The organism is Mycobacterium triplex, assembly GCF_000689255.1.
GTDB classification, from domain to species: Bacteria; Actinomycetota; Actinomycetes; order Mycobacteriales; family Mycobacteriaceae; genus Mycobacterium; species Mycobacterium triplex.
Genome location: NZ_HG964446.1, coordinates 5,190,459 through 5,214,165, shown reverse-complemented (window position 1 = coordinate 5,214,165; position 23,707 = coordinate 5,190,459). Strand labels below are relative to the sequence as shown.

Here is a 23,707-nt window from a genome sequence, read left to right as displayed (position 1 = left end):
GCTTCGGATTTTGCGAGTGTTGTCGGCCTTAACGCGCCCTCCTCGCCCAATCCGATCCGTTGTGGAGTTCTCCCATGTCTGTGTCCGTCGCCCGTTCCGCCGCGTTGCGCCCACCGATCGTCGCGCCGCCCTCCGCCGGGCCCACCCGGCTGCGGGTTCCCGACCTGCTGCACGCCACCGATCAGGCCGCCGACGATGTGCTCAGCGGCCGCTGCGACCACCTGCTGCCCGCGGGCGGCGTGCCGGACTCGCAGCGCTGGTTCACCCGCATCCACGGCGACGACGAACTCGACGTCTGGCTGATCAGCTGGGTTCCGGGGCACGCCACCGAATTGCACGATCACGGCGGGTCGCTGGGCGCGCTGACCGTGGTGTCCGGATCGCTCAACGAATTCCGTTGGGACGGAAGGAGCTTGCGGCGGCGCCGGCTCGATGCCGGTGATCAGGCCGGCTTCCCGCTGGGCTGGGTACACGACGTGGTCTGGGCGCCCCGGCCGGTGGCGCGCCCGCTGGCGGGGACCGTCACCCCGATCAAGGCGCCGGTGGCGCCGACGCTGAGCGTGCACGCGTATTCGCCGCCGCTGAGCGCGATGTCGTACTACGAGGTCACCGCGGGCAGCAGGTTGCGCCGCCGGCGCACCGAACTGACCGATCAACCGGAGGGGACGCAATGAGCCGTATCGACGTGGTGTTGAGATCCGCGCGGCGCCGCTTTCGCCGGCTCGCAGCCGCCGAGGTGCCCGACGCGCTGCGCCGCGGGGCGGTGCTCGTCGATATCCGGCCGCAAGCGCAGCGTTTCCGCGAGGGGGAGGTGCCGGGGGCGTTGGTGATCGAACGCAACGTCCTGGAATGGCGGTGCGACCCGACCAGTGACGCCCGCCTGCCGGAGGCCGTCGGCGACGACGTCGAGTGGGTGATCGTGTGTTCGGAGGGCTACACCTCCAGCTTGGCCGCGGCCGCGCTGCTCGACATCGGGCTGCACCGGGCCACCGACGTCATCGGCGGCTACCACGCGCTCGCCGGCGCCGGAGTGCTCGCCGAATTGGCCGGGGATCCGCAAGTGCTGACCAATGCCGGGGCGCCCGCCCGCCGCTGGCTCTAGCTAATCGTTGGCGTGCAACAACGGTCGCAGCCGCTCGGTCTTCGCCGGCGTCCACCCCGGCGGTGACAACACCGCCGCCCAGCCGTTCGCGACGTCGGCGACGTAGCGGTGGCCGTGCCCGTCGGGCACATCCACGGCAACCGCCATGTCCGCGGACACTTGCAGGAAAAGTCACCACCGGGATCCAACGCGTTTCCGGCAGCACGTCGTAGCCCCGCCGTTCGCGAAGCCAATCCGGCTCGCTGAACAGCAGATCCGGTGTCCACCAGGCGATCGGGTCGGAGGCGTGCTGCAGATACACCACCCGCGGGCCGCCCCACGGGTCCTTGGGGCGGTCCAGATTGCTTGGGCGCGCGACGAATCGGACGTTGTGACCGTCGTTGTAGATGGGCAACCACTCCGGTGAACCGGCGTCTCGGGTGGCGGTCAGATCCGTCCAGATCGTGTTGTTGAACGTCGGCCCGCTGAACAGGGCGCCGTCGGTGCGGGCCAACACGTTGTTGAGGCTCATGAACGGTGCCTCACCGCCGAACGAGCCCAGGCTCTCGCCGAACACCACGAGCTTGGGGCGTTGTCCCTCGGGCAGTTGCCGGATCAGCCTGTCGACGGCCTCGAACAGTGCCTGGCCGGCGTGGCGGGCGTTCTCCTTGTCCACCAGAAAGGAGAGCCAGCTCGGCAGGAACGAGTACTGCATGCTGACGATGGCGGTGTCGCCGTTGTACATGTACTCCAGCGCCGAGGCTTCGGCTTCGTTGATCCAGCCGGTCCCGGTAGTCGTTGCGACCGCGACGATTTCGCGCTGTAAGCCGCCTTCGCGCTGCAGTTCGCGCGCCGCCAGCTCGGCGGCCGCGGTGATGCCGTCGGCGGAATTCAGACCGGCGTAGGCACGAATCGGCTCGGCGGCCGGGGCTCCGTTGAACTTGGTCAGCGCTTCGACGGTCGGGCCGCCGCTGACGAAGATGCGGCCCTGGTGGCCCAACGATTCCCACGACACCAGCGACTGCGGACCACCGGATCGCAGCGGGCTTTTCGGCGTGGCGATCGCGGGATTCATTTCGTTGTTGGTCGTGGCGAAGGTGTTGTTCATGGTGCGCATCGCGAACTTGAGCACGACGCCGTTGAGCACGGTGATCGTCAATACCACGAGCAGCAGCACCACGATGGTCACCGAGAGGCGAAACGGTGCGATCCGGTCCAGTTGTCCCACAAGGAAACTGACCAGCATCCGGATCGCTTGGCCGATTTCGACCACGGTGAACAGCACGATGACGGACAGGACCGCGGCCGTCGGGTAGTCGTACCACTTCAGGTGCGCGATCCCCATCAGGTCGCGCACGTCGTCCTGCCAGACGTGGAACCAGATCGCCATCAGCACCTGGACCACCAGGGCGACCGGGATCAATACCTTCCAGGCCCAGCGCGGCGGCGGCGGGCTGTAGTTCTTGGTGCGCATGTATCGGACCAGCCAGACCGAAAAGACGCCCAGCCCATAGCCGATGGCACCGGAGAACCCGCTGACCAACGCCTGGAAAATCGCGCCGCGCGGCAGCAGCGACGGCGTCATCGAGAACCAGATGAAGATCAGACCGACCGTGGTGCCGGTGAAGGTGTAATGACGAACCCAAAATGGCTTGGTCGCGATGTCCACCAGCCCGGTCGCGTCGGGGTTTTCTTGGTCTGTGTCGGGTTTGGTGGCGAGGTCCGCCTGCGGGCCCGCGAGTTGGGCTGCGCCGGCGGCTGATTGGTCGTCGGTGCCGGTCACAGAACCTGGCTCGCTCATGGGGGCATCTTAGCGATGCGTGAAGTTGGGATCTCGCTTCTCGACGAATGCCGCCATTCCCTCGGACTGATCATGGGTCGCGAAAGTCGAATGGAACAACCGTCGTTCGTAGAGCAGCCCCTCGGCCAGGCTCGATTCGAAGGCGCGGTTGACGGCTTCTTTGGCCATTCGGGACGCTGAAAGCGACATTTGCGAAATGGTGGTGGCGACGGCCTTGGCCTCGGTGAGCAGATCGTCGGCCGGCACCACCCGCGAAACCAGCCCGCTGCGTTCGGCCTCGTCGGCGCCGATGGTGCGACCGGTCAGGATCAGGTCCATCGCCTTGGCCTTTCCGATGGCGCGCGTGAGACGCTGCGAACCGCCCATGCCCGGCAGCACACCGAGTTTGATCTCGGGCTGGCCGAACTTCGCGGTGTCCGCGGCGATCAGCAGATCGCACATCATCGCCAGCTCGCAGCCACCGCCCAGTGCGTATCCGGCCACCGCGGCGATGGTCGGGGTGCGGACGGCGGCCAACTTGCCCCAGGTGGCGAAGAAGTCGGAGCCGAACGCGTCGGCGAAGCTCAGCCCGGCCATCTCCTTGATGTCGGCACCCGCCGCGAACGCCTTGCCGCCCGCGCCGGTGATGATGATCGCCCCGATACCCGAATCGTTATCGAATTCGGTTGCCGCGCTGGTGACTTCGTTCATCACCTGGCTGTTGAGCGCGTTGAGCGCCTGCGGCCGGTTCAGCGTGATGATCCCGACCCGCTCGTCGCGCTCGACGAGGATGGTTTCGTACGTTGTCTCGCTCACCCCATCGCCTTTCTAGAATCTCAGGTCGTCGTCGACCGGCGCGAAATACGCGTCGATGTCGGCCGCGGAGACCCCGGCCAAGGTCGGCGGCGACCACTTCGGATTGCGATCTTTGTCGATGATCTGCGCGCGAATGCCTTCCACCAGGTCGTGGGAGCGCGCAGAGGCCGACGATACTCGATAGTCTTGAACCAGAACGTCTTCCAGCGTTTCCATCTTCGCCGCCCGGCGCACCGCCTCCAGCGTCACCGACACTGCGATGGGGGATCGGGTGGCGATCAGGTCGGCGGCGGCGTGCGCTGGTTCGGCGTCATGGGTGCGCAGGGCCGCGATGATGTCCGCCACGGTGTCGCCGGCGAAGCATTCGTCGATCCAATCTCGTTGCGCAACAAGCTCACTGGACGGCGGCTCGACGGCGTGTGCGGCCAGCGCACTGTCGACGTCGCCCGACACGACGGCCGCGGTGAACGCCTCGAGTTGGTCGTGGCCGATGTAGTGGTCGGCGAATCCCAGCGCGATGGCGTCCGCGCCGTCGAACGGCGCGCCGGTCATGCCGGCGTATAAGCCGAGCGCGCCCGGCGCCCGGGACAGCAGAAACGCGCCGCCGACGTCGGGGATGAAGCCGATGCCGACCTCTGGCATTGCGATCTTGGACTTTTCGGTCACCACCCGGACGCTGCCGTGCGCGCTGACGCCGACACCGCCGCCCATCACGATGCCGTCCATCAACGACACGTAGGGCTTGGGGAAGCGGCCGATCTGGCCGTTGAGCAGATACTCGTCGCGCCAGAATTTGCGTACCTCGACGCCGTCCTTGCGGGCGCTGTGGTAGACCGCGACCACGTCGCCGCCGGCGCACAACCCGCGCTCGCCGGCGCCGGACAGCACCACCGCGCGCACCGAATCGTCGTTTTCCCACCGCGTGAGCAGCGGGCCCAGCACGTCGACCATCGTCTGGTTCAGCGAGTTGATGGCCTTGGGGCGGTTGAGCGTGATCAGGCCGACGCCATTGTCGACACGGGTCAAAATCTCGTCGGATTTGTCGGTCGCGCCTTCGGTCACGCGCCAGCCTTTCATCGATTTCCGGGTCGGCATCTGTGCCCAGGGTGTCGCGGCGATGACTTCTGGGCCTTGACCAGCAATCTAGATCGTGACAACCGAGGCGATGCCCGCGGGTAAGGATTATGTTTGAGCCGACGACAGTCACCGAGCCCGGATATACCCTGAAATAACCAGTTCCGCTGGGAACCTGGAAAGGCGGCTGTTCGTTGAGCAAGTGTTCGCACAGCTCGAGCCACAGTCTTAGGAGAGGATCCGACGGTGCGGGAGACCAGTAACCCGGTATTTCGTTCGCTGCCCAAGCAGGGCGGCGGATACGCGCAATTCGGCACTGGCGCGGCCCAGATGCAGCAGGGGTACTACCAAGCTGACCCCTACCAGGCTCCATACCAGGAGGCCAAGGCCACCCGTCCGGTGACCATCGACGACGTCGTCACCAAGACCGGCATCACGCTGGGCGTGCTGACCGTCTCGGCGATCGTCTCCTACTTCCTGGTGGCCAACAATCTCGCGCTGGCGATGCCGCTGACCCTGATCGGGGCGCTCGGCGGTTTCGTGCTGGTGATGATCGCGACGTTCGGCCGCAAGCAGGACAACCCGGGGATCGTGCTGAGCTACGCCGTCCTCGAGGGCCTGTTCCTGGGCGCGGTCTCGTTCGTCTTCGCCAACTTCCAAGTGTCGAACGTCAACGCCGGCGCGCTGATCGGTGAGGCGGTCCTGGGCACCTTCGGGGTGTTCTTCGGCATGCTCGTCGTCTACAAGACCGGCGCCATCCGGGTCACTCCCAAGTTCACCCGCTGGGTGGTCGGCGCGATGTTCGGTGCGCTGGCCCTGATGATCGGCAACCTGGTGCTCGGCATGTTCGGTGTCGGCGGCGGAGCGGGTCTGGGCCTGCGCAGCGGCGGACCGCTGGCGATCCTGTTTTCGCTGGTCGTGATCGGTATCGCCGCGTTCAGCTTCCTGATCGACTTCGACGCGGCCGACCAGATGATTCGCGCGGGAGCGCCCGAGAAGGCGGCGTGGGGCATTGCGCTCGGCCTGACCGTGACGCTGGTCTGGCTGTACCTCGAGATCCTGCGTCTGCTCAGTTATCTGCAGAACGATTAGTTTTCACGGGAAGAGCCGGCACACCCATGGGCGTGCCGGCTCTTGTCTGCGCTGGAGCGGTCTCGGCCGGTGCGAGTGTGCAGCTGCGACGCCCTGGCCGCACATTCGCAGCCCCGCGCCCCGGCCACGTCGAGCGTGCGTCTGCGGTTTTGCGTGTGCGGCTGCGGCGGCCCCGCCCGGCGTGTCGCCGCCCGGGGCGCACACGCGAAGCCCGGGGCGCACACGCAACGCTGACTCAAACAGCTAGCTGAGCCGCTCGATCACCATCGCCATGCCCTGGCCACCGCCGACGCACATGGTTTCCAGGCCGAACGTCTTGTCGTGGGTCTGCAGGTTGTTGATCAGCGTGGCCGCGATGCGGGCGCCGGTCATGCCGAACGGGTGGCCCAGCGCGATCGCGCCGCCGGAGACGTTCAGCTTGTCCTCGTCCATGCCCAGCTCGCGGGCCGAGCCCAGCACCTGGACCGCGAAGGCCTCGTTGATCTCGTAGAGGTCGATGTCGTTGATCGACATGCCGGCCCGAGCCAGCGCCTGCTTGGACGCCTCGATCGGGCCCAGCCCCATGATCTCCGGCGAGAGTCCGCTGACGCCGGTGGACACGATGCGGGCCAGCGGCGTCAGACCCAGCTCCTTGGCCTTGGTGTCGCTCATGATCACCAACGCCGCCGCGCCGTCGTTCAGCGGGCAGGCGTTGCCCGCGGTCACCGTGCCGTTGGGCCGGAACACCGGCTTGAGCTCGCTGATCTTCTCGTACGTGGTGCCGGGGCGCGGGCCGTCGTCGGTGCTTACCGTGGTGCCGTCGGGCAGCGTCACCGGCGAGATCTCACGCTCGAAGAACCCGCTCTTGATCGCTTCCTCGGCGCGGTTCTGGCTGCGCACGCCCCAGTGGTCCTGGTCTTCGCGGCTGATGCCGGTCAACAGTGCGACGTTCTCGGCCGTCTGCCCCATCGCGATGTAGACGTCGGGCATCGTGTCGTCCGAGCGCGGGTCGTGCCATTCGTCGGCGCCACCGGCCGCGGCAGCCGAACGCTCCTGCGCCTCGCCGAACAGCGGGTTCTTGGTGTCCGGCCATGAGTCGGCGCTGCCCTTGGCGAAGCGGGACACGGTTTCCACACCCGCCGAGATGAACACGTCGCCCTCGCCGGCCTTGATCGCGTGGAAGGCCATCCGGGACGTCTGCAGCGACGACGAGCAGTACCGGTTGACGGTGGTGCCGGGCAGGAAGTCGTAGCCCAGTTCGACGGCGACGACGCGCGCCAGGTTGAACCCGGACTCACCGCCGGGCTGGCCGCAGCCCAGGATCAGGTCATCGATCTGATGCGGGTTGAGGGCGGGGACCTTGTCGAGTGCGGCGCGCACCATCTGGGCGGCCAGGTCGTCGGGCCGCATGTTGACCAGCGACCCCTTCATGGCGCGCCCGATCGGCGAGCGGGCGGCAGAGACGATGACGGCTTCGGGCATGACGGTTCCCTCCAAGATGTTCGCTCGCGTGAAGTACGGGTGGCACATCCACCCCGACGGGCTAAGGCAAATCTAGACGGGGCCGATTGGTCAGTTCGACGACGGGGCGGCCTCGCTGTGCGCTGGGCGCCGCCACAGCCGCGACATGGCGCTGAGCGGGGTGTGGCCGCCGCTGACCATGGGTGTCTCGGCGCGCGCGGCCAGGTTCAGCACCGGGCCCTCGATCTCTTCGCCCAGCGCATCGCAGAGCGCCACCAGTAGCTGCGCGGCGGCCAAGGCGTACGCGGTCGGCGAGGGGTGGAAGCCGTCGGCGGAGAACATCAGCTCGGGAGTGGCGCGGAATTGGGGAGCCAGCAGGTTCGCCAGCGGTACCGGCACGCCGCCGGCGGACCGCACCGCCGCGGACTGCGCGCGGGCGAGCTGTCGGGTCCGCGCGTGTGCCAGCGACCGCAGCGGCTGGGGGATCGCGGAGATCACGCCCAGATCCGGGCAGGTACCGACCACCACCACCGCGCCCCGCGAACGCAGCTTGCGCACCGTGCGGCCCAGCCGTCGCGCGGACTGGCTGATCCCGTTCAGGGCGGTCACGTCGTTGGCGCCGATCATCATCACGGCCGCGTCCGGCGGTGACCCGGCCACGAACATCGCGTCGACCTGCCCGCAGACGCCCTTCGAGGTGGCGCCGACAATTGCCTTGGTGCTCAACCGAATACGCTTGCCGGTCTGCTCGGCGAGGCCGCGCGCGATCAACACACCCGGCACTTCTTCGGCGCTCGCGCAGCCGTATCCGGTGGCGGTCGAGTCGCCGAAGATCATCAGGTGCAGATCCGCGGACATGCCGCGCTGCCAGCGTTCCACCGGGCCGCCGCCGGGTGAGTACACGCCGTCGGCGCGGGGCGGGATGTCCCAGGCCCTGGGGATGACGGTGCGCGCGTGCGTCGCCTGGCCGACGAGCAAGTTCCGCGCCCCCAGATAGGCAGTACCTGTCGAGGCGACTGCGCCCGCCGTGGCCAGGGCGATTGTCGAAAGACGTGGCACCCTAACGGTCACGGGATCAGTTTAGATCGACTGTCGTGTTTGCGCGGACGCCCGGCAAACAATGCGGTCACGTTGTGAATCAGATGTGGTATCAAATCAGACTCTTCAAACGTTCCTTTAAGAAATGCCTGCGAAGCTAAGTTTAACGGGTTGGCTGAACGACTCGGCGCACGAATTGAACTGGGCGCTCGGCCTGCTCGTCACATGCTGTATCGCACTACAAAGGCGTAGGAGTGTCGAGCATGACCGCACCTAGCACGGTTTCCGGTGCACCACGGAATGCCGCCCACCTTCGTGACCTGCTGAAGTCACGCAGGGCCGCGGCGCGTAAATTCGCGATCAGCGACGGCGCACCGGTCGAGGTCCTCGAATCCGGCCCCAGTGTCCAGGGACGAGTAGCCACACTGGCTTCTCGTGTCACCATCCGGCCCATTTTGGCGGCCGGCAGCTACGCGCCCACCCTGCCCTGGCCCTGGGGCCTGATCGACCTCGCGGCCAAAGCGTTGCTGCCGGTGTCGGCCACCGTGCGAAACACCGTGAAGTTGCCGAATGCGTCGGCGCAGTTGGTCCGCGCACCGGGCGTGTTGCCCGCCGACGGCACCCGGCGAGTGGTGCTCTACTTCCACGGCGGTGCCTTCTTGACCTGCGGAGCAAACTCTCATGGCCGGGTGGTCGAAGCCATCTCGAAATTTGCTGACTCACCCGTGCTGGTGGTCAATTACCGGCTGTTGCCCAAGCACTCGGTCGGCATGGCGGTGCAGGACTGTCACGACGCCTACCGGTGGTTGCGGCGGCGCGGGTACGAACCGGAGCAGATCGTGCTCGCCGGCGACTCCGCGGGCGGGTATCTCGCGCTGACGCTCGCGCAACGACTGCAGGAGGAGGGCGAGGAGCCGGCGGCGCTGGTGGCGATCTCGCCACTGCTGCAGCTAGCAAAGGAATACAAGCAAACGCACCCCAACATCAAGACCGATGCGATGTTCGGCGCAAAGGCGTTCGATGCGCTCGTCGAATTGGTTGCTAGCGCGGCGCAGAAGAACGTCGTCGACGGCAAGGCCGAGGAGATCTACGAACCCCTCGAGCACATCAAGCCCGGCCTGCCACGCACGCTGATCCACGTCTCCGGATCCGAGGTGTTGCTGCACGACGCGCGGTTAGCGGCGAGCAGGCTGGCCGCCGTCGGGGTGCCGGCCGAAGTCCGGGTCTGGCCGGGCCAAGTTCACGACTTCCAGCTGGCGGCGCCGCTGGTGCCCGAGGCGGTCCGTTCGCTGCGCCAAATCGGGGAGTACATCCGCGAAGCCACCGGCTAGCCGCCCGGCCGGCCTGTGACCCGTCCGCACCGAGAGTGGATGTGCGCGGCCAGAAATCGCCTGAGACGATGAACGCATGCGAATTGCGCAGCACATCAGTGACATCATCGGCGGCACGCCACTGGTTCGCCTGAACTCCGTCATCCCCGCCGGTGCTGGCACGGTCGCGGCAAAGGTCGAATACCTCAACCCGGGCGGTAGCTCCAAGGACCGCATCGCGGTGAAGATGATCGACGCCGCCGAGGCCGCCGGGCTGCTCAAGCCGGGCGGCACGATCGTCGAACCCACTTCGGGCAACACCGGCGTCGGCTTGGCGCTGGTTGCCCAGCACCGCGGCTACAAGTGCGTGTTCGTCTGCCCCGACAAGGTCAGCGAGGACAAGCGCAACGTGCTGATCGCCTACGGCGCGGAGGTGGTGGTGTGCCCGACGGCGGTGCCGCCGGAACACCCGGACAGCTACTACAGCGTCTCCGACCGGCTGGTCGACGAGATCGACGGTGCCTGGAAGCCCGATCAGTACGCCAACCCGCAGGGCCCGGCCAGCCACTACGCGACCACCGGTCCCGAGATCTGGGCCGACACCGACGGCAAGGTCACCCACTTCGTCGCCGGCATCGGCACCGGCGGGACGATCACCGGCGCGGGCCGCTACCTCAAGGAGGTATCGGGCGGTCGACCGGAAGGACCCGTGCGCATCGTCGGTGCGGACCCCGAAGGGTCGGTGTACTCGGGGGGCACCGGCCGGCCCTATCTGGTCGAAGGGGTCGGTGAGGATTTCTGGCCCGCGGCCTACGACCCGACGGTGCCCGACCAGATCATCGCGGTCTCCGACTCCGACTCGTTCGACATGACTCGCCGGCTGGCCCGTGAAGAAGCCATGCTGGTCGGCGGCTCGTGCGGGATGGCCGTGGTGGCCGCGGCGAAGGTGGCCGAGGAAGCCGGGCCGGACGCACTGGTCGTCGTGTTGCTTCCCGACGGCGGCCGCGGCTACATGTCGAAGATCTTCAACGACGCGTGGATGTCGTCGTACGGCTTCCTGCGCACCCGCCTCGACGGCTCGACGGAGCAGCCCACGGTCGGTGACGTGCTGCGCGGCAAGTCGGGCGCGCTGCCCGACCTGGTCCACACCCACCCGACCGAGACGGTGCGCGACGCCATCGGCATCCTGCGCGAGTACGGGGTGTCCCAGATGCCCGTGGTCGGCGCCGAACCGCCGGTGATGGCCGGTGAGGTCGCCGGCAGTGTCTCCGAGCGCGAACTGCTGTCGGCGGTTTTCGAGGGCCGCGCCAAATTGGCCGACGCCGTCTCGGAGCACATGAGCCCGCCGCTGCCGATCATCGGTGCCGGCGAGCTGGTCGGTTCGGCCGGTAAGGCGCTGCGCGACTGGGACGCGCTGATGGTCGTCGAGGAAGGCAAACCCGTCGGCGTGATCACCCGATACGACCTGTTGGGCTTTCTGTCGGACGGGCCTCGCCGGCGTTGACGACGCGTGTCTGGCGCCTCCGCGACGCGCGGCTTCTCAGGTACTGTAATGCGGCTAGTTCAGCTAACCCGCAGTGGAAGGTTGCACCATGACCGATCAGCCGCCGCCCTCCTCGCCGCCTGAACAACCCGGCGGCTTCGGACCGGCCTCCGGCGGGTATGAACCCGCTCCTTCCGCGGCCGGCGGCTCGGTCCCGCCCCCGCCTCCGCCACCCGGCGGAAGTTACCCGCCGCCCCCTCCGCCGTCGGCCGGTGGATACGCGCCGCCGCCGCCCGGACCAGCGGTCCGTGCGCTGCCGACCGACTCCTACACGCCGTGGATCACCCGGGTGCTGGCGCTGATCATCGACTACCTGCCGTACGCGATCGTGCAGGGCATCGGCACCGGGATCATGTACGCCACCCAACAGTCGTCCTGCGTCACCGACATCACGCAGTACGACGTCAGCCAGTACTGCGTGAGCCAGCCCTCGATGATCGGCCAGCTGGCGCAATGGCTGGCGACGCTGGCGGGCTTGGCGTACTGGCTCTGGAACCGGGGCTACCGCCAGGGCACCACCGGCTCGAGCGTGGGCAAGACGGTGATGAAAATCAAGGTGGTCAGCGAGACCACCGGCCAGCCGATCGGCTTCGGGTTGTCCGTCGTGCGCGACCTCGCCCACTTCGTCGACGCGGTCATCTGCTTCATCGGTTTCCTGTTTCCGCTGTGGGACGCCAAACGGCAGACGATCGCTGACAAGATCCTGACGACGGTGGTACTGCCGATCTGACGGCCTGAGTGCGCCCGACGTGATCGCGCGCCGCTGGATAGGCTGATGGGCGATGAGCGAAAACCGCGGCGGACACGACGGAATCGACGGGCTGGCCACCAAGGCCATCCATGCCGGCTACCACCCGGATCCCGCGACCGGGGCGGTCAACGCACCGATCTACGCGAGCAGCACGTTCGCCCAGGACGGCGTCGGCGGTCTGCGCGGCGGATTCGAATACGCCCGCACCGGCAACCCGACCCGGGCCGCGCTGGAGGCCGCACTGGCGGCCGTCGAGGGCGGCGCTTATGGGCGGGCGTTCAGCTCCGGGATGGCCGCAACCGACTGTGCCCTGCGCGCCATGCTGCGGCCCGGCGACCATCTGGTCATCCCAAACGACGCCTACGGCGGCACATTCCGGTTGATCGACAAGGTCTTCACGCACTGGAACGTCGGGTATACGCCGGCGGCGCTTTCCGACCTCGACGCCGTGAAGGCCGCGATCACGCCGCAGACCCGGCTGATCTGGGTGGAAACACCGACCAATCCGCTGCTTTCGGTCGCCGACATCGCGGCCATTGCCGAGCTCGGCCAGCAGCATTCGGCAAAAGTGTTGGTGGATAGCACTTTTGCCTCGCCGGCGCTGCAGCAGGCGTTGACGTTGGGCGCCGACGTCGTGCTGCACTCGACGACCAAGTACATCGGCGGCCACTCCGACGTGGTGGGCGGCGTATTGGTCACCAACGACAAAGCGCTCGACGACGCCTTCGCGTTTCTGCAGAACGGCGCGGGCGCGGTGCCGGGCCCGTTCGACGCCTACCTGACCATGCGCGGCCTGAAGACGTTGGTGCTGCGGATGCAGCGGCACAGCGAAAACGCTTTGGCGGTCGCGGAATTCCTCGCCCGGCAGCCGTCGGTGAGCACGGTGCTCTATCCGGGTCTGCCGACCCATCCCGGCCACCAGGTCGCCGCGCGACAGATGTCAGGTTTCGGCGGCATGGTGTCGGTGCGCATGCGCGGGGGCCGAGCAGCCGCCGAAAAGCTGTGTGCGGGAACCAAAGTGTTCATCCTGGCCGAATCGCTGGGTGGGGTGGAGTCCCTGATCGAGCACCCCAGCGCGATGACGCACGCCTCAACGGCCGGTTCTCAATTGGAAGTCCCCGACGACCTGGTTCGGCTGTCGGTGGGCATCGAGGACGTCGGCGACCTGCTGGCCGACCTCGAACAAGCCCTGGGCTAGTTCGCGGCGGAACTAGTCGTGGTACGGCTCCGCACTGACCAGCGTGACCTCGACGGTGTTGCCGTTGGGCACGGTGTAGGTGCGCGTCTCGCCGACCTTCGCGTCGATCAGGGCGCCACCCAGCGGTGAGTTCGGCGAATACACCTCGAGCTTGCCGTCCTTGACGCCCTCCTGGCGGGTGGCGATCAGGAACGTCTCGGTGTCGGACTTGTCGCCGTCGTAGTAGACCTTGACCACCGAACCGGGCAGCGCGATGCCGGACTGCTTGGGCGCCTCGCCGACCTTGGCGTTGTTGAGCAGGTCCTGCAGCTGGCGGATGCGCGCCTCCTGCTGGCCCTGCTCTTCACGGGCGGCGTGGTAGCCGCCGTTCTCCCGGAGGTCGCCTTCCTCGCGGCGATCGTTGATTTCCGCGGCGATGACGGGACGATTCGCGATGAGCTGATCGAGCTCAGCCTTCAGCCGGTCATGTGATTCCTGGGTCAGCCAGGTCACCTGAGTGTCGGTCATCTCGTCGTGCTCCTCGTCGTGTTTCTCCGCGTAACCGCGTGAGTGTGTGAAATGCGTTGCAGGGAGTGTCTGGGTCCCGCCCCTTGCTGCCGTGCCGTCGTGCTCACGGCCGCTAATGCAGCAATACACGGTCCCAGGAGGAACCGTGCATTCATCCATGTTACCACTGTGGAAACAGCCGATGACGTCATTTGAGCTTCACCTTTGTCACCCGTCAGGCCGTGCGCAGGTAGCCGGGCACGTCGGTGCCGCACCCGTAAATGTCTGCCATCGCCGGCGGCGCCGACGACTTCACGGTGGTCGTGACCTGCACCGTTGCCTGGGTCGACGGCGCGACCAGTAGCTCGCGCCGACCCGTCTCGCTGCCGTCCTTGGCGCGGACCCGCACGATGCAGTCCACCGGCCGCGACGGATCGGATCGCGTCACGCTGATCGTGACCGTCGCGGTCTCGTTGTCGACCACCTGATAGCCGGCCAGCGAACCCGAGACGGCACTGGTGCCCAGCCTCTGGTAGCCGACGATCGCGACGCCGATACCCGCCGCGAGGACCAGCACACCCAGCGCGAGGGCCACCCGGCGTCGCGAGACGCCGGACAGCCGCGAGCGCCCGTAACGGGCCTCGGGGCGAGGAATGGAAGTCTGGGTCATCGCTGTTTCACGTGTGGGCCTAGGTGCTGCCGGAGGACGGCCGACAGCATGCAACATGGGGAAACTGGAATTATAGGGTCCTTATAGGCTCGAGGGGAGACCAGCGGACCGACAAGGGGACACGTGAGCGAACTGCGGTTGATGGCGGTGCACGCCCACCCCGACGACGAATCCAGCAAGGGTGCGGCCACACTCGCCCGGTATGCCGACGAGGGTCACCGCGTGCTGGTCGTGACGTTGACCGGCGGCGAGCGCGGCGACATCCTCAACCCGGCGATGGACCTGCCCGACGTGCAAGAGCACATCACCGAGATTCGCCGTGACGAGATGGCCAAGGCGGCCGAAATCCTGGGCGTCGAGCACACCTGGCTCGGTTTCGTCGATTCCGGTCTGCCCAAAGGCGATCCGCCGCCGCCGCTGCCCGAGGGCTGCTTCGCGCTGGTGCCGCTGGAGGAGTCCGTCGAGGCGCTGGTGCGCGTAATCCGCGAGTTCCGCCCGCACGTGATCACCACATACGACGAGAACGGCGGCTACCCGCATCCGGATCACATTGCCTGCCACCGGGTTTCGGTGGGCGCCTACGAAGCGGCCGGCGACTACGCCCGCTTCCCGGATGCCGGTGAGCCCTGGACGGTGTCCAAGCTGTACTACGTCCACGGCTTCCTGCGGCAGCGAATGCAGCTGCTGCACGACGAAGCCGTCAAGCACGGTCACGAGCCACCGTTCCAAAAGTGGCTTGAGCACTGGAAACCCGAACACGATCCGTTCGAATCGCGGGTAACCACGCGGGTGGAGTGTTCGGAATATTTCAGCCAGCGCGACGACGCGCTGCGCGCACACGCCACGCAGATCGACCCCAAGGCCGAATTCTTCGCCGCCCCGATCGCCTGGCAGCAGCGGCTATGGCCGACTGAGGAGTTCGAGTTGGCGCGCTCCCGCGTCCCGGTCAGCCTGCCCGAGGACGACCTGTTCACCGGAATCGAGAACCACGCGTGAGCCGCCTTTTACTCACGGTGATCGCCGACGGGCCTCCGCACAACACCGGGCCCGATTTCGGCAAGGCCAGTCCGATCGGGCTGCTGGTCGTCGTGTTGCTGTTGATCGCCACCCTGTTTCTGCTGCGGTCGATGAACCGGCAACTGAAGAAGGTGCCCGAGTCGTTCGACCCCAAGCACCCCGAACCCGATCAGGCCGCCGACGAGGGCACAGATGCGGTCGGCCCGCCCCACGACGAGGCGCCCGGTCCGGGAGGCGGATCGGTGTCAGGACCCGGCGATGAGCCCGGCTGAATCGTCGTCCACCAACACCCTCGGGCTGGCCACCAGCCCTTATTTGCGTCAACACGCCGACAACCCGGTGCACTGGCAGCAGTGGACACCGGAGGCGATCCAGGACGCGGCCGAACGCGATGTGCCGATCCTGCTTTCGATCGGCTACGCCGCCTGTCACTGGTGTCATGTGATGGCCCATGAATCGTTCTCCGACGACGAGGTGGCGGCCGCGATGAACGCGAACTTCGTCTGCGTCAAGGTCGACCGCGAGGAACGGCCGGACATCGACGCGGTCTACATGAACGCCACCATCGCGCTGACCGGTCACGGCGGCTGGCCGATGACGTGTTTTCTGACTCCGGACGGTCGTCCCTTCTTCTGCGGCACCTACTACCCGAAAGACGGATTCCTGCAGCTCCTTTCGGCTGTCACCGAAACCTGGCGACAACGCCGTGCCGAGGTCGAGGAGGCGTCGGATCACATCGCCGGCGAGCTGCGCAAGATGGCCTGGTCTTTCGGGGGACTGCCGGATGGTGGCTTCGACATCGACCCGGCACTGTGTGACCACGCGGTGGCCGACGTGCTCGGCGACCAGGACTTGACGCATGGCGGGTTCGGCGGCGCGCCCAAGTTCCCGCCGTCGGCGGTGCTCGAAGCGCTGCTGCGCAACTACGAGCGCACCGGGTCGCCGGCGGCGCTGGAGGCCGTCGAGCGCACTGGCGCCGCGATGGCCCGCGGTGGCATCTACGACCAACTCGCCGGCGGATTTGCCCGTTACAGCGTCGACAAGGCTTGGGTGGTACCGCATTTCGAGAAGATGCTGTACGACAATGCGCTGCTGCTGCGTGCCTACGCGCACTGGACTAGGCGCACGGGAGACCCGCTGGCCCGCCGGGTCACCGCGCAGACAGCACAATTCATGCTCGACGAGCTGGCCGACGGCGACATGTTCGCTTCGTCGCTGGATGCCGACGCCGACGGCCGCGAGGGCTCGACCTACGTCTGGACACGTGAGCAGTTGACCGAGGTACTCGGCCCCGACGACGGCCCTTGGGCCGCTGAGGTTTTCGCTGTCAGCCGGGACGGGACCTTCGAACACGGGACGTCGGTGTTGCAGTTGCCCGCCGACCCCGAAGACCCGCCACGGCTGGCGCGCGTGCGGACCGCGCTGTTGGCCGCCCGGCGCACCCGCACCCAGCCGGGACGCGACGACAAGGTGATCACGTCGTGGAACGGGCTGTCGATCACCGCGCTGGCCGAGGCCAGCGTGGCGCTGGACGAACCCGAATTGGCCCGCGCGGCGCGGCGCTGCGCGTCGGCGCTGCTGGACACCCACGTCGTCGGCGGCCGGCTGCGGCGGGCCAGCCTGGGTGGGGTCGTCGGCGAGAGCGCCGCCATTCTGGAGGACCACGCGGCGCTGGCCACCGGGCTGCTGGCGCTCTACCAGCTGACCGTCGAAGACGTCTGGCTGACGGCGGCGTGCGAGCTGCTCGACACCGCGCTGGCGCATTTCGCCGACCCGCAGCGCCCCGGCCGTTGGTATGACACGGCCGACGATGCCGAGCAGCTGATGTTGCGCCCGTCCGACCCGCTGGACGGGGCCACCCCGTCGGGCGCGTCGACGATCACCGAAGCGCTGCTGACCGCGGCGCATCTGGTCGGCAGCGTCAGGGCGCCGCGCTATTTGCAAGCGGCGACGCAGGCGCTGGCCGCGCATTCGGTGCTGCTGGCCAAGGCCCCGCGGTCGGCCGGGCATTGGATTTCGGTGGCCGAGGCCGCGATCCGCGGCCCGCTGCAGATCGCGATCGCCTGTCACTCGCCGCGCTCATCGCTGCTGGCCGACGCCCGCCGGCTCGCGCCGGGCGGGGCGATCGTGATCGGCGGCAAGATGGATTCCTCGGCACTGCTGGTCGGCCGGGATCGGGTGCGGGGCGACGACGCCGCCTACGTGTGCCGCGGACGGTTGTGCGATCTGCCGGTGACTCGGTCGAACGATCTGGCCGCAGCCCTGGGCGTGCCGTCATAACGCCGCGAAACTGTATTCCACTACCGGTTTCGCGAGTAGTCCCGTCGCTGGTGGCAGTCTCGAGGGCCTGGTCTGGTCAGAACACCACGAACCACATCGCGATGTAGTGGCAGATCGCCGCCACCGCGGTGCAGGCGTGGAAGAACTCGTGATAGCCGAACGTCGACGGCCACGGGTCGGGCCAGCGCAGCGCGTACAGAATGCCGCCGATGCTGTACAACGCGCCGCCGACGAACAGCAGCACCATCGCGGCCACCCCGGCGTTGTGCAGGATCTCGCCGGTGTACCAGACCGCAACCCACCCCAGCAGAATGTAGAGCGGCACGCCGACCCAGCGGGGCGCGGACGGCCACAGCATCTTCAGCAGGATCCCCGCCGCCGCGCCGCCCCAGACGATCGCGAGCACCACGTGGCCGTCCGCCGGTGACAAAGCCAGCAGGGCGAACGGCGTGTAGCTGCCGGCGATGAACACGAAGATCATCGAGTGGTCGGCCCGCTTCATCCACTTCACGGCGGCCGCCGACTTCCAGTGCACGCGGTGATAGGTGGCGCTGACGGTGAACATGATGATGGTGGCGAAGGTGTAGAGCAGGGTGGCCAGCCCGGCCCGGGTGGAGCCCACCGCCCACGACACCGCGACCAGCGAGGCGCCCGCGAAGACGGCGGTGCCCGCGGAATAGACGTGGATCCAGCCGCGGAACCGCGGCTTGGTCAGTACCCGGGTGACGCCGTCGACGAGATGTTGCGCTGCGTTGGCCGCGATTCCCGGCGATTCGGGTTCCGGGTCGGCGGCGGTGGTGGTCGGCCCGCTCATGTCTCCTGCTGCCTTGGTCGGTGGCGGTCAAAGTGCCAGTGCCTGACACCAAACACTAGCTCGCAGCGGCCGGGTGCCGTGGTTTCGGCGCTGGTGAAATCCGGCGAAATCCATCCCGGAATTGGTTGCCGCCCACAGTAGTGTGGATCTTCGTGGAGATTATCCCGCCGCGGCTCAAAGACCCGTTGTACCGCGTCTACGAGCTGCGGCTGAGGCAGGGCCTGGCCGCCTCGAAATCCCAACTTCCGCGGCACATCGCCGTGCTGTGCGACGGGAACCGGCGGTGGGCCCGCGACGCGGGTTACGACGACGTCAGCTACGGCTACCGGATGGGCGCGGCCAAGATCGCCGAGATGCTGCGGTGGTGCCAGGAAGCCGGCGTCGAAATGACCACCGTCTACCTGCTGTCCACCGAAAACCTGCAACGCGACCCCGACGAGCTGGCCGGGCTGATCGAGATCATCACCGATGTCGTCGAGGAGATCTGCGCACCCGCCAATCGATGGAGCGTGCGCACGGTCGGGGACCTGGAACTGCTGGGCGACGAGCCGGCCCGCCGGCTGCGTGGCGCGGTCGAGTCCACACCCAGCGTCGCGCCGTTTCACGTCAACGTCGCCGTCGGCTACGGCGGCCGCCAGGAGATCGTCGGCGCGGTGCGCGCGCTGTTGAGCAAGGAACTCGCCAACGGCGTCACCGGCGAGGAACTCGTCGAAGCGGTGACCGTCGACGCCATCTCCGAGAACCTCTACACCTCCGGGCAGCCCGACCCGGACCTGGTGATCCGCACCTCGGGCGAGCAGCGGCTGTCGGGGTTTTTGCTGTGGCAGAGCGCCTACTCGGAGATGTGGTTCTGCGAAACGCACTGGCCCGCATTCCGCCACGTCGACTTCCTGCGCGCGCTGCGCGACTACACCCGGCGGGATCGCCGCCACGGCAAATAGCGGTCCGAAGCGTCAGGTCGCCGCCATGCCACACTGGGTAGATGGCTGCGCTGTCGGCGGTGGTGTTCACGCTGAGCGCCTGGCTGGGCCTGTATCTGGCGGCCCGCGATCCGCGCAAACCCGTCCTCGCACTGGCGGCGATCGGGCTGTGCGGCTTTGCGCTGGTCGTCGGGCTGGATGCGATTCGGACCGCCGATCCCTCCCACGCCCAGTTGCTGAGCCGAGTCGAGATCTACCTGACGGCCATCCCCGGCGTGGCGTGGTTCGCGGTGCTCGTCGAGCTGTCCCGGCCCAGCGACGGCTGGCGGTCGCGCAGCCGTGAACTGCTGCTGATCGCCGGAGTCGCCGCGCTGACCCTGTTCGGGGCGATGCTGGCCGGCAGCGTCGGCGGGCCGCTGCGGGCAGGCCACTGGCTGATGTTCGCGGTGATCTCGGTGTCCACCTTGGGCGCGATGGCGGTCGCGTTGCGCCGCCCCCGGCGCCCGCGGCCGGCCGTGGGACTCGCCATCACCGCGACCCTGTTCTTCGCGCTGGGCAATGCCATCCTGATCATTCCGCTGGGCCTGGTGCCCAGCTGGCTTGCGTTGGCGTCGACGAGTTGCGATGTCCTCGGGCTCGGGCTCGCCGTCGCCCTGTGGGACGCGTTCGACGAGGGGCAGGCGCTGCGCGCCGACATGCTCCGCTCGTTCGCCGGTTCGGTGGCGGTGGCGGTGCTGTTCGGCGGCCAGGCGCTGATCGGTCTGGCGCTGACCCGCGACGACCCCGGCGCGCAGACCACCCTGACCGTGCTGCTGTTCACCAGCCTGGCGATCGCGATCACCGTGCAGGTGCTCGCCGATCCGCTGGCCGGAGTGCTCGACCGGCTGGCGTTCTCGAAATCTCCCGCGCTGCGGGCAGATCGGGCCGCGCTGCGGCACACCGGAGCGGCGCTGCCGCTGCGGCAAGAGCACCCGCTCGCCGACGTCGACGACGTCACCTTCGTCAGGCTCACCCGGCGCGCCCTGGGCCACTACGGCGACCTGAGCAAGCTGGTCGCGAGTCCGCTGACGGCGTTGCCGGTGATCGACGAGCGGCTGGCCGCCCGGGGCGCACCCGATCATCCCGTCGAGCGAGCTAACGAGCTCAAAGCCGTTCTTGCCGATGGGATTTCACGGTTGAAACCGCGTGACGGCGGCGATTTCGGAACCACCGAAGAGTGGCGCTACTACAACTCGCTGTACTTCCCGTACGTGGTCGGGGTACGCGCCTACGCGCAGAACGCCACCGCCGCGGGCCTGGATCCGATCGCGCGGCAGGCCTGGCAGTGGTTCGTCACGGAGGCCCCCCAGCGTTCGCTGCACAACTGGCAAAACGCCGCGGCCCGGCTGATCGCCGCCGATCTGCGCGGGCGCGTCGCGGTCCCCAGCGATTAGCCGGCGCCGCAGCGTCCTGCCATATCTGTACAGCCTTCGGCGTAATTCGGCTGACAACGCCGGTTGTAATGGCGACGTCACCCATCTTCGGGTGGACTGGCAACGAATACGGTATGTGCGGCCGACCGGTCCGCACACATGATCCGAGTCTGCCAGGGGGACTTATGTTTTCGCCGACCCATCCGCCCGCCCAATTCGCTCGCGCTCTCGAGTTCGTGCGACACCACCTCGGCCAGGTGCACCAGCGCATGGTTCCCCCGCAAGCCGCGATGATGGAAATGATCACGAATGCTTGGGCTGCGCAGGCGATTACGGCTGCCGCCGATCTCGGCATTGCCGATGCGTTGGCCAAGCAGCCGATGAACGCGGACGAGTTGGCCGAAGCCCTCGACGCGGATGCCGACACCGTCAGTCGTCTGCTGCGGGCGTTGATCTCGCGAGGGATCTTCCGTCGTCGCCGCGACGGCCGCTACGACCTGACCCCGCTGGCGGACACGCTGCGCAGTGACAGCAACGGGTCGCTGCGCGCGTTCGCCCGGTTCGTGGGATCTCCCCAGGATCGGGAGCATTGGAGCCACGTCACGGACTCGATCCGCACCGGCCGGGCCGTGGTCCCCGAACTGCGCGGCAAGCCTTGCTTCGAATACCTGGCCGAAGTGCCGGAACTCGACGCGATTTTCAACGACGCCATGACCGACCTCTCCGAACTCGAAATCCCGCCCGTCATCGCGAGCTACGACTTCAGCCGGTTCGGAACGATCGTCGACATCGCGGGTGGACACGGCCGGCTGCTGGCCGCCGTGTTGAATGCGACGCCGCAAGCCCGGGGGATCCTGTTCGACCAACCCCACGTGGTTTCGGGCGCCTCGGCATTACTCGAGGAACAGGGCGTGGCGGACCGGGTCAAGCTGGTCGAAGGCTCTTTCTTCGAGTCCGTGGCCGACGGCGGTGACGCCTACCTTCTCAAACACATCATCCACGACTGGCCCGATGACGAGGCCGTGCAGATTCTGCGCAACATCCGCAACGCCGCCGGGGTCGGAAAGCACGTGTTGATCGTGGAATTCGTCATTCCCCGGCACGACCGCGAATTCCCGGGCCACTGGATGGATTTGGAGATGCACGTCGCTGCCGGCGCCCGCGAGCGCACCGCCGGCCAATACGGCCGGTTACTGAGCCGCGCGGGCTTCCGGCTGACCCGGGTGGTCGAAACGGCCTCGCCCATCAGCGTGGTCGAAGCGGTCGCTGTTTAGGTGCGCGGCGACACTAACCTCAATTTACAAGGAGCAGTTATGTTTTCACCAAAAATTCCGGATAACCAAATCTCTCGGGTCATCGGGATCGTTCGGCATCACCTCGGTCAGCTGCATCAGCGTATGGTTCCGCCGTCCATCGCGATGTTCGAATTGATCTCGAATGCTTGGTCGGCGCAAGCGATTACCGCCGCCGCCGATCTCGGCATCGCCGACGCGCTGGCCAAGAAACCGTTGTCCGCCACGGAGTTGGCCGAGGCCGTCGACGCGGAGGCCGACGCCGTCGGCCGCCTGATGCGGGCCTTGGTCGGCTGCGGCGTGTTCCGTCAACTGCGTGACGGGCGCTACGCCCTCAACCCGATCGGGGCGACGCTGCGCACCGATAGCGAGGTCTCATTGCGCAGCGCGGCTCGATTTGTCGGTGCACCGCAGCATCGGGAGCACTGGAGCCACCTCACCACCGCTATCCGCACCGATCGGGCGGTGGTTGCGGAACTGCGTGGGAAACCGATTTTCGAGTACCTGGCCGAAGAAAAGGACTACGACGAGGTTTTCAACGAAGCCATGACGAGTGCGTCGACGCTGGCAATCGGGCCGGTCGTCGCGGGCTACGATTTCAGTCGTTTCGCCACGATCGTCGACGTCGCCGGCGGGCATGGTCGATTGTTGGCCGCGATCCTGAAGGCCACGCCGCAGGCCCGCGGGATTCTGTTCGACCAGCCCCACGTCGTCGCGGACGCACCGACCCTGCTCAAGCAGCATCGGGTGGCCGACCGGGTCCGGGTGGCCGAGGGGTCGTTCTTCGAGGAAATCACCTCAGGCGGCGACGCTTACGTCCTCAAACACATCGTGCACGACTGGTCCGACGACAAGGCGCTGCAGATCCTGCGCAACGTGCGCAAGGCGGCCGGAGCCGGAAAGCATGTGCTGCTCGTCGAACAAGTGCTTCCCGAGCACGATCGCGATTTCGTGGGCAACCTGCTCGACCTGGAAGTGCTCGTCGAATTCGACGGCCGCGAGCGCACCGCCGCGGGATACGCCGAATTGCTGGACCGCGCCGGATTCCGGATGACGCGGGTGGTGGATACGGCATCGCCGTACAGCGTCGTCGAGGCGGTCGCCGTGTGAGGATTCGACATCGGCCGCCGGTTGCGGGAATACGTGAACGAAATCCCTGGTCATTAATGCCGTGGCAGGACTTGGCAGCGCCACGCGTCGAGATGGCAGTGCTCCGGCGGCACGCTGAAACCAGTTCGACACAAACCGCCGTCACGAGGAGAAATGACATGTCCGCTGTTACCGGCTTGCCGACCAGGCCCCTGTACGACGCGACCGACTCGTTATTGCGTTTCGCCATGCGTGCAGATGCGACACTGACGGGGCTGTGCGGCCTGGCCGTCGCCTTCGTCGCCGACCCGCTCGCGTCGCTGACCGGGCTGAGTTCCGACCTGCAATACGCCCTGGGCGCCTTTTTCGTGCTCTACGGGTTGGCGGTCTACAGCCTGACGGGGCTGCCGGACTTGCGCAGTGTCGGCATCGGTGTCGTCGTGGCCAACATCGTCTTGACGCTGTGCGCCCTGGTGGCCGTCGAGGCGGTGTCGATGACCGCGATCGGAGTGGCCGTGACGCTGGCCACCGGCGTCCTCACCGCCGCCTTTGCCTGGCTGCAATACCTGGGAGTGCGTCGATTGCCCGCGTAGCACTCCCTTCC

The 23,707-nt window shown here is 67.4% G+C and carries 22 protein-coding genes and 1 pseudogene; 15 read left to right on the top strand and 8 right to left on the bottom strand.

Annotated features, from left to right (window positions below):
• The first annotated feature begins 74 nt into the window (after positions 1-74).
• Together BN973_RS24065 and BN973_RS24060 are read left to right on the top strand one after the other, a co-directional pair.
• Positions 75-674 (top strand): cysteine dioxygenase, encoded by a 600-nt coding sequence (locus tag BN973_RS24065; RefSeq protein WP_036471216.1) that lies wholly within the window; start codon positions 75-77, stop codon positions 672-674.
• On the top strand, positions 671-1,102 hold the full coding sequence (locus BN973_RS24060; RefSeq protein ID WP_036471215.1) for a rhodanese-like domain-containing protein: 432 nt from the start codon (positions 671-673) through the stop codon (positions 1,100-1,102). Before BN973_RS24065 ends, BN973_RS24060 begins: the two co-directional genes overlap by 4 nt.
• On the opposite strand, the pseudogene BN973_RS24055 reads toward BN973_RS24060, so the two are convergent.
• The 3 genes and pseudogenes from BN973_RS24055 to BN973_RS24045 all read right to left on the bottom strand — a co-directional run bounded on the left by BN973_RS24055 (position 1,103) and on the right by BN973_RS24045 (position 4,739).
• Positions 1,103-2,882: pseudogene (locus BN973_RS24055) on the bottom strand (alpha/beta hydrolase).
• A 9-nt stretch (positions 2,883-2,891) separates the two neighbouring features.
• Positions 2,892-3,677 carry an enoyl-CoA hydratase gene (locus BN973_RS24050; protein ID WP_036471214.1) on the bottom strand — a complete coding sequence of 262 codons (786 nt, stop codon included), beginning with the start codon at positions 3,675-3,677 and terminating at the stop codon, positions 2,892-2,894.
• Between the two features lie 12 nt (positions 3,678-3,689).
• Entirely contained in the window at positions 3,690-4,739 is a 1,050-nt protein-coding gene (locus BN973_RS24045; protein WP_232232139.1) for an enoyl-CoA hydratase/isomerase family protein, read from the bottom strand.
• Between the two features lie 258 nt (positions 4,740-4,997).
• On the opposite strand from BN973_RS24045, the gene BN973_RS24040 reads away from it, so the two are divergent.
• On the top strand, positions 4,998-5,843 hold the full coding sequence (locus BN973_RS24040) for a Bax inhibitor-1/YccA family protein (protein WP_036471213.1): 846 nt from the start codon (positions 4,998-5,000) through the stop codon (positions 5,841-5,843).
• Positions 5,844-6,086: 243 nt separating this feature from the next.
• Here the strand turns inward: BN973_RS24040 and BN973_RS24035 are convergent, their stop codons facing one another.
• The gene (locus BN973_RS24035; protein WP_036472987.1) at positions 6,087-7,304 is read right to left on the bottom strand and encodes an acetyl-CoA C-acetyltransferase; all 1,218 of its coding nucleotides are present in this window, start codon (positions 7,302-7,304) and stop codon (positions 6,087-6,089) included.
• Between the two features lie 90 nt (positions 7,305-7,394).
• On the bottom strand, positions 7,395-8,342 hold the full coding sequence (locus tag BN973_RS24030) for an SGNH/GDSL hydrolase family protein (RefSeq protein WP_139830013.1): 948 nt from the start codon (positions 8,340-8,342) through the stop codon (positions 7,395-7,397).
• Between the two features lie 242 nt (positions 8,343-8,584).
• On the opposite strand from BN973_RS24030, the gene BN973_RS24025 reads away from it, so the two are divergent.
• The 4 genes from BN973_RS24025 (at position 8,585) to BN973_RS24010 (ending at position 13,123) form a co-directional block, all read left to right on the top strand.
• Positions 8,585-9,652, top strand: a complete 1,068-nt coding sequence (locus BN973_RS24025) for an alpha/beta hydrolase (protein ID WP_036471211.1) — start codon at positions 8,585-8,587, stop codon at positions 9,650-9,652.
• A gap of 76 nt (positions 9,653-9,728) precedes the next feature.
• Positions 9,729-11,135 (top strand): cystathionine beta-synthase, encoded by a 1,407-nt coding sequence (locus BN973_RS24020; protein ID WP_036471210.1) that lies wholly within the window; start codon positions 9,729-9,731, stop codon positions 11,133-11,135.
• 88 nt (positions 11,136-11,223) lie between these two features.
• Entirely contained in the window at positions 11,224-11,904 is a 681-nt protein-coding gene (locus BN973_RS24015) for an RDD family protein (RefSeq protein WP_036471208.1), read from the top strand.
• 52 nt (positions 11,905-11,956) lie between these two features.
• Complete coding sequence (locus BN973_RS24010; protein ID WP_036471206.1) at positions 11,957-13,123, top strand: cystathionine gamma-synthase; 1,167 nt, start codon at positions 11,957-11,959, stop codon at positions 13,121-13,123.
• A 12-nt stretch (positions 13,124-13,135) separates the two neighbouring features.
• On the opposite strand, the gene greA is transcribed toward BN973_RS24010, so the two are convergent.
• Together greA and BN973_RS24000 are read right to left on the bottom strand one after the other, a co-directional pair.
• Complete coding sequence (gene greA / locus BN973_RS24005; protein ID WP_036471205.1) at positions 13,136-13,630, bottom strand: transcription elongation factor GreA; 495 nt, start codon at positions 13,628-13,630, stop codon at positions 13,136-13,138.
• Between the two features lie 214 nt (positions 13,631-13,844).
• Entirely contained in the window at positions 13,845-14,279 is a 435-nt protein-coding gene (locus tag BN973_RS24000; protein ID WP_036471203.1) for a DUF4307 domain-containing protein, read from the bottom strand.
• Between the two features lie 123 nt (positions 14,280-14,402).
• Between BN973_RS24000 and mca the strand changes: the two genes are divergently transcribed.
• The 3 genes from mca to BN973_RS23985 are packed head-to-tail and all read left to right on the top strand — an operon-like array spanning position 14,403 to position 17,576.
• Entirely contained in the window at positions 14,403-15,275 is an 873-nt protein-coding gene (gene mca, locus BN973_RS23995) for a mycothiol conjugate amidase Mca (protein WP_036471202.1), read from the top strand.
• On the top strand, positions 15,272-15,568 hold the full coding sequence (locus BN973_RS23990) for a hypothetical protein (protein WP_036471201.1): 297 nt from the start codon (positions 15,272-15,274) through the stop codon (positions 15,566-15,568). Before mca ends, BN973_RS23990 begins: the two co-directional genes overlap by 4 nt.
• Positions 15,555-17,576 carry a thioredoxin domain-containing protein gene (locus tag BN973_RS23985; RefSeq protein WP_036471200.1) on the top strand — a complete coding sequence of 674 codons (2,022 nt, stop codon included), beginning with the start codon at positions 15,555-15,557 and terminating at the stop codon, positions 17,574-17,576. The genes BN973_RS23990 and BN973_RS23985 overlap by 14 nt, the downstream gene beginning before the upstream one ends.
• A 76-nt stretch (positions 17,577-17,652) precedes the next feature.
• On the opposite strand, the gene trhA is transcribed toward BN973_RS23985, so the two are convergent.
• On the bottom strand, positions 17,653-18,390 hold the full coding sequence (gene trhA / locus BN973_RS23980) for a PAQR family membrane homeostasis protein TrhA (RefSeq protein ID WP_036471198.1): 738 nt from the start codon (positions 18,388-18,390) through the stop codon (positions 17,653-17,655).
• 152 nt (positions 18,391-18,542) lie between these two features.
• Here trhA and BN973_RS23975 point away from each other — a divergent pair, with 152 nt between their 5' ends.
• From BN973_RS23975 to BN973_RS23955, 5 genes are all read left to right on the top strand, one after another.
• Complete coding sequence (locus BN973_RS23975) at positions 18,543-19,331, top strand: (2Z,6E)-farnesyl diphosphate synthase (RefSeq protein ID WP_036472986.1); 789 nt, start codon at positions 18,543-18,545, stop codon at positions 19,329-19,331.
• A gap of 41 nt (positions 19,332-19,372) precedes the next feature.
• Positions 19,373-20,743: a hypothetical protein gene (locus tag BN973_RS23970; protein ID WP_036471197.1), complete on the top strand. Its 1,371-nt coding sequence runs from the start codon at positions 19,373-19,375 to the stop codon at positions 20,741-20,743.
• 164 nt (positions 20,744-20,907) lie between these two features.
• The gene (locus tag BN973_RS23965; RefSeq protein WP_036471196.1) at positions 20,908-21,996 is read left to right on the top strand and encodes a methyltransferase; all 1,089 of its coding nucleotides are present in this window, start codon (positions 20,908-20,910) and stop codon (positions 21,994-21,996) included.
• Between the two features lie 39 nt (positions 21,997-22,035).
• On the top strand, positions 22,036-23,124 hold the full coding sequence (locus tag BN973_RS23960) for a methyltransferase (protein ID WP_036471195.1): 1,089 nt from the start codon (positions 22,036-22,038) through the stop codon (positions 23,122-23,124).
• A gap of 158 nt (positions 23,125-23,282) precedes the next feature.
• Positions 23,283-23,696 carry a hypothetical protein gene (locus BN973_RS23955; RefSeq protein ID WP_036471194.1) on the top strand — a complete coding sequence of 138 codons (414 nt, stop codon included), beginning with the start codon at positions 23,283-23,285 and terminating at the stop codon, positions 23,694-23,696.
• The last annotated feature ends 11 nt before the right edge of the window (positions 23,697-23,707 follow it).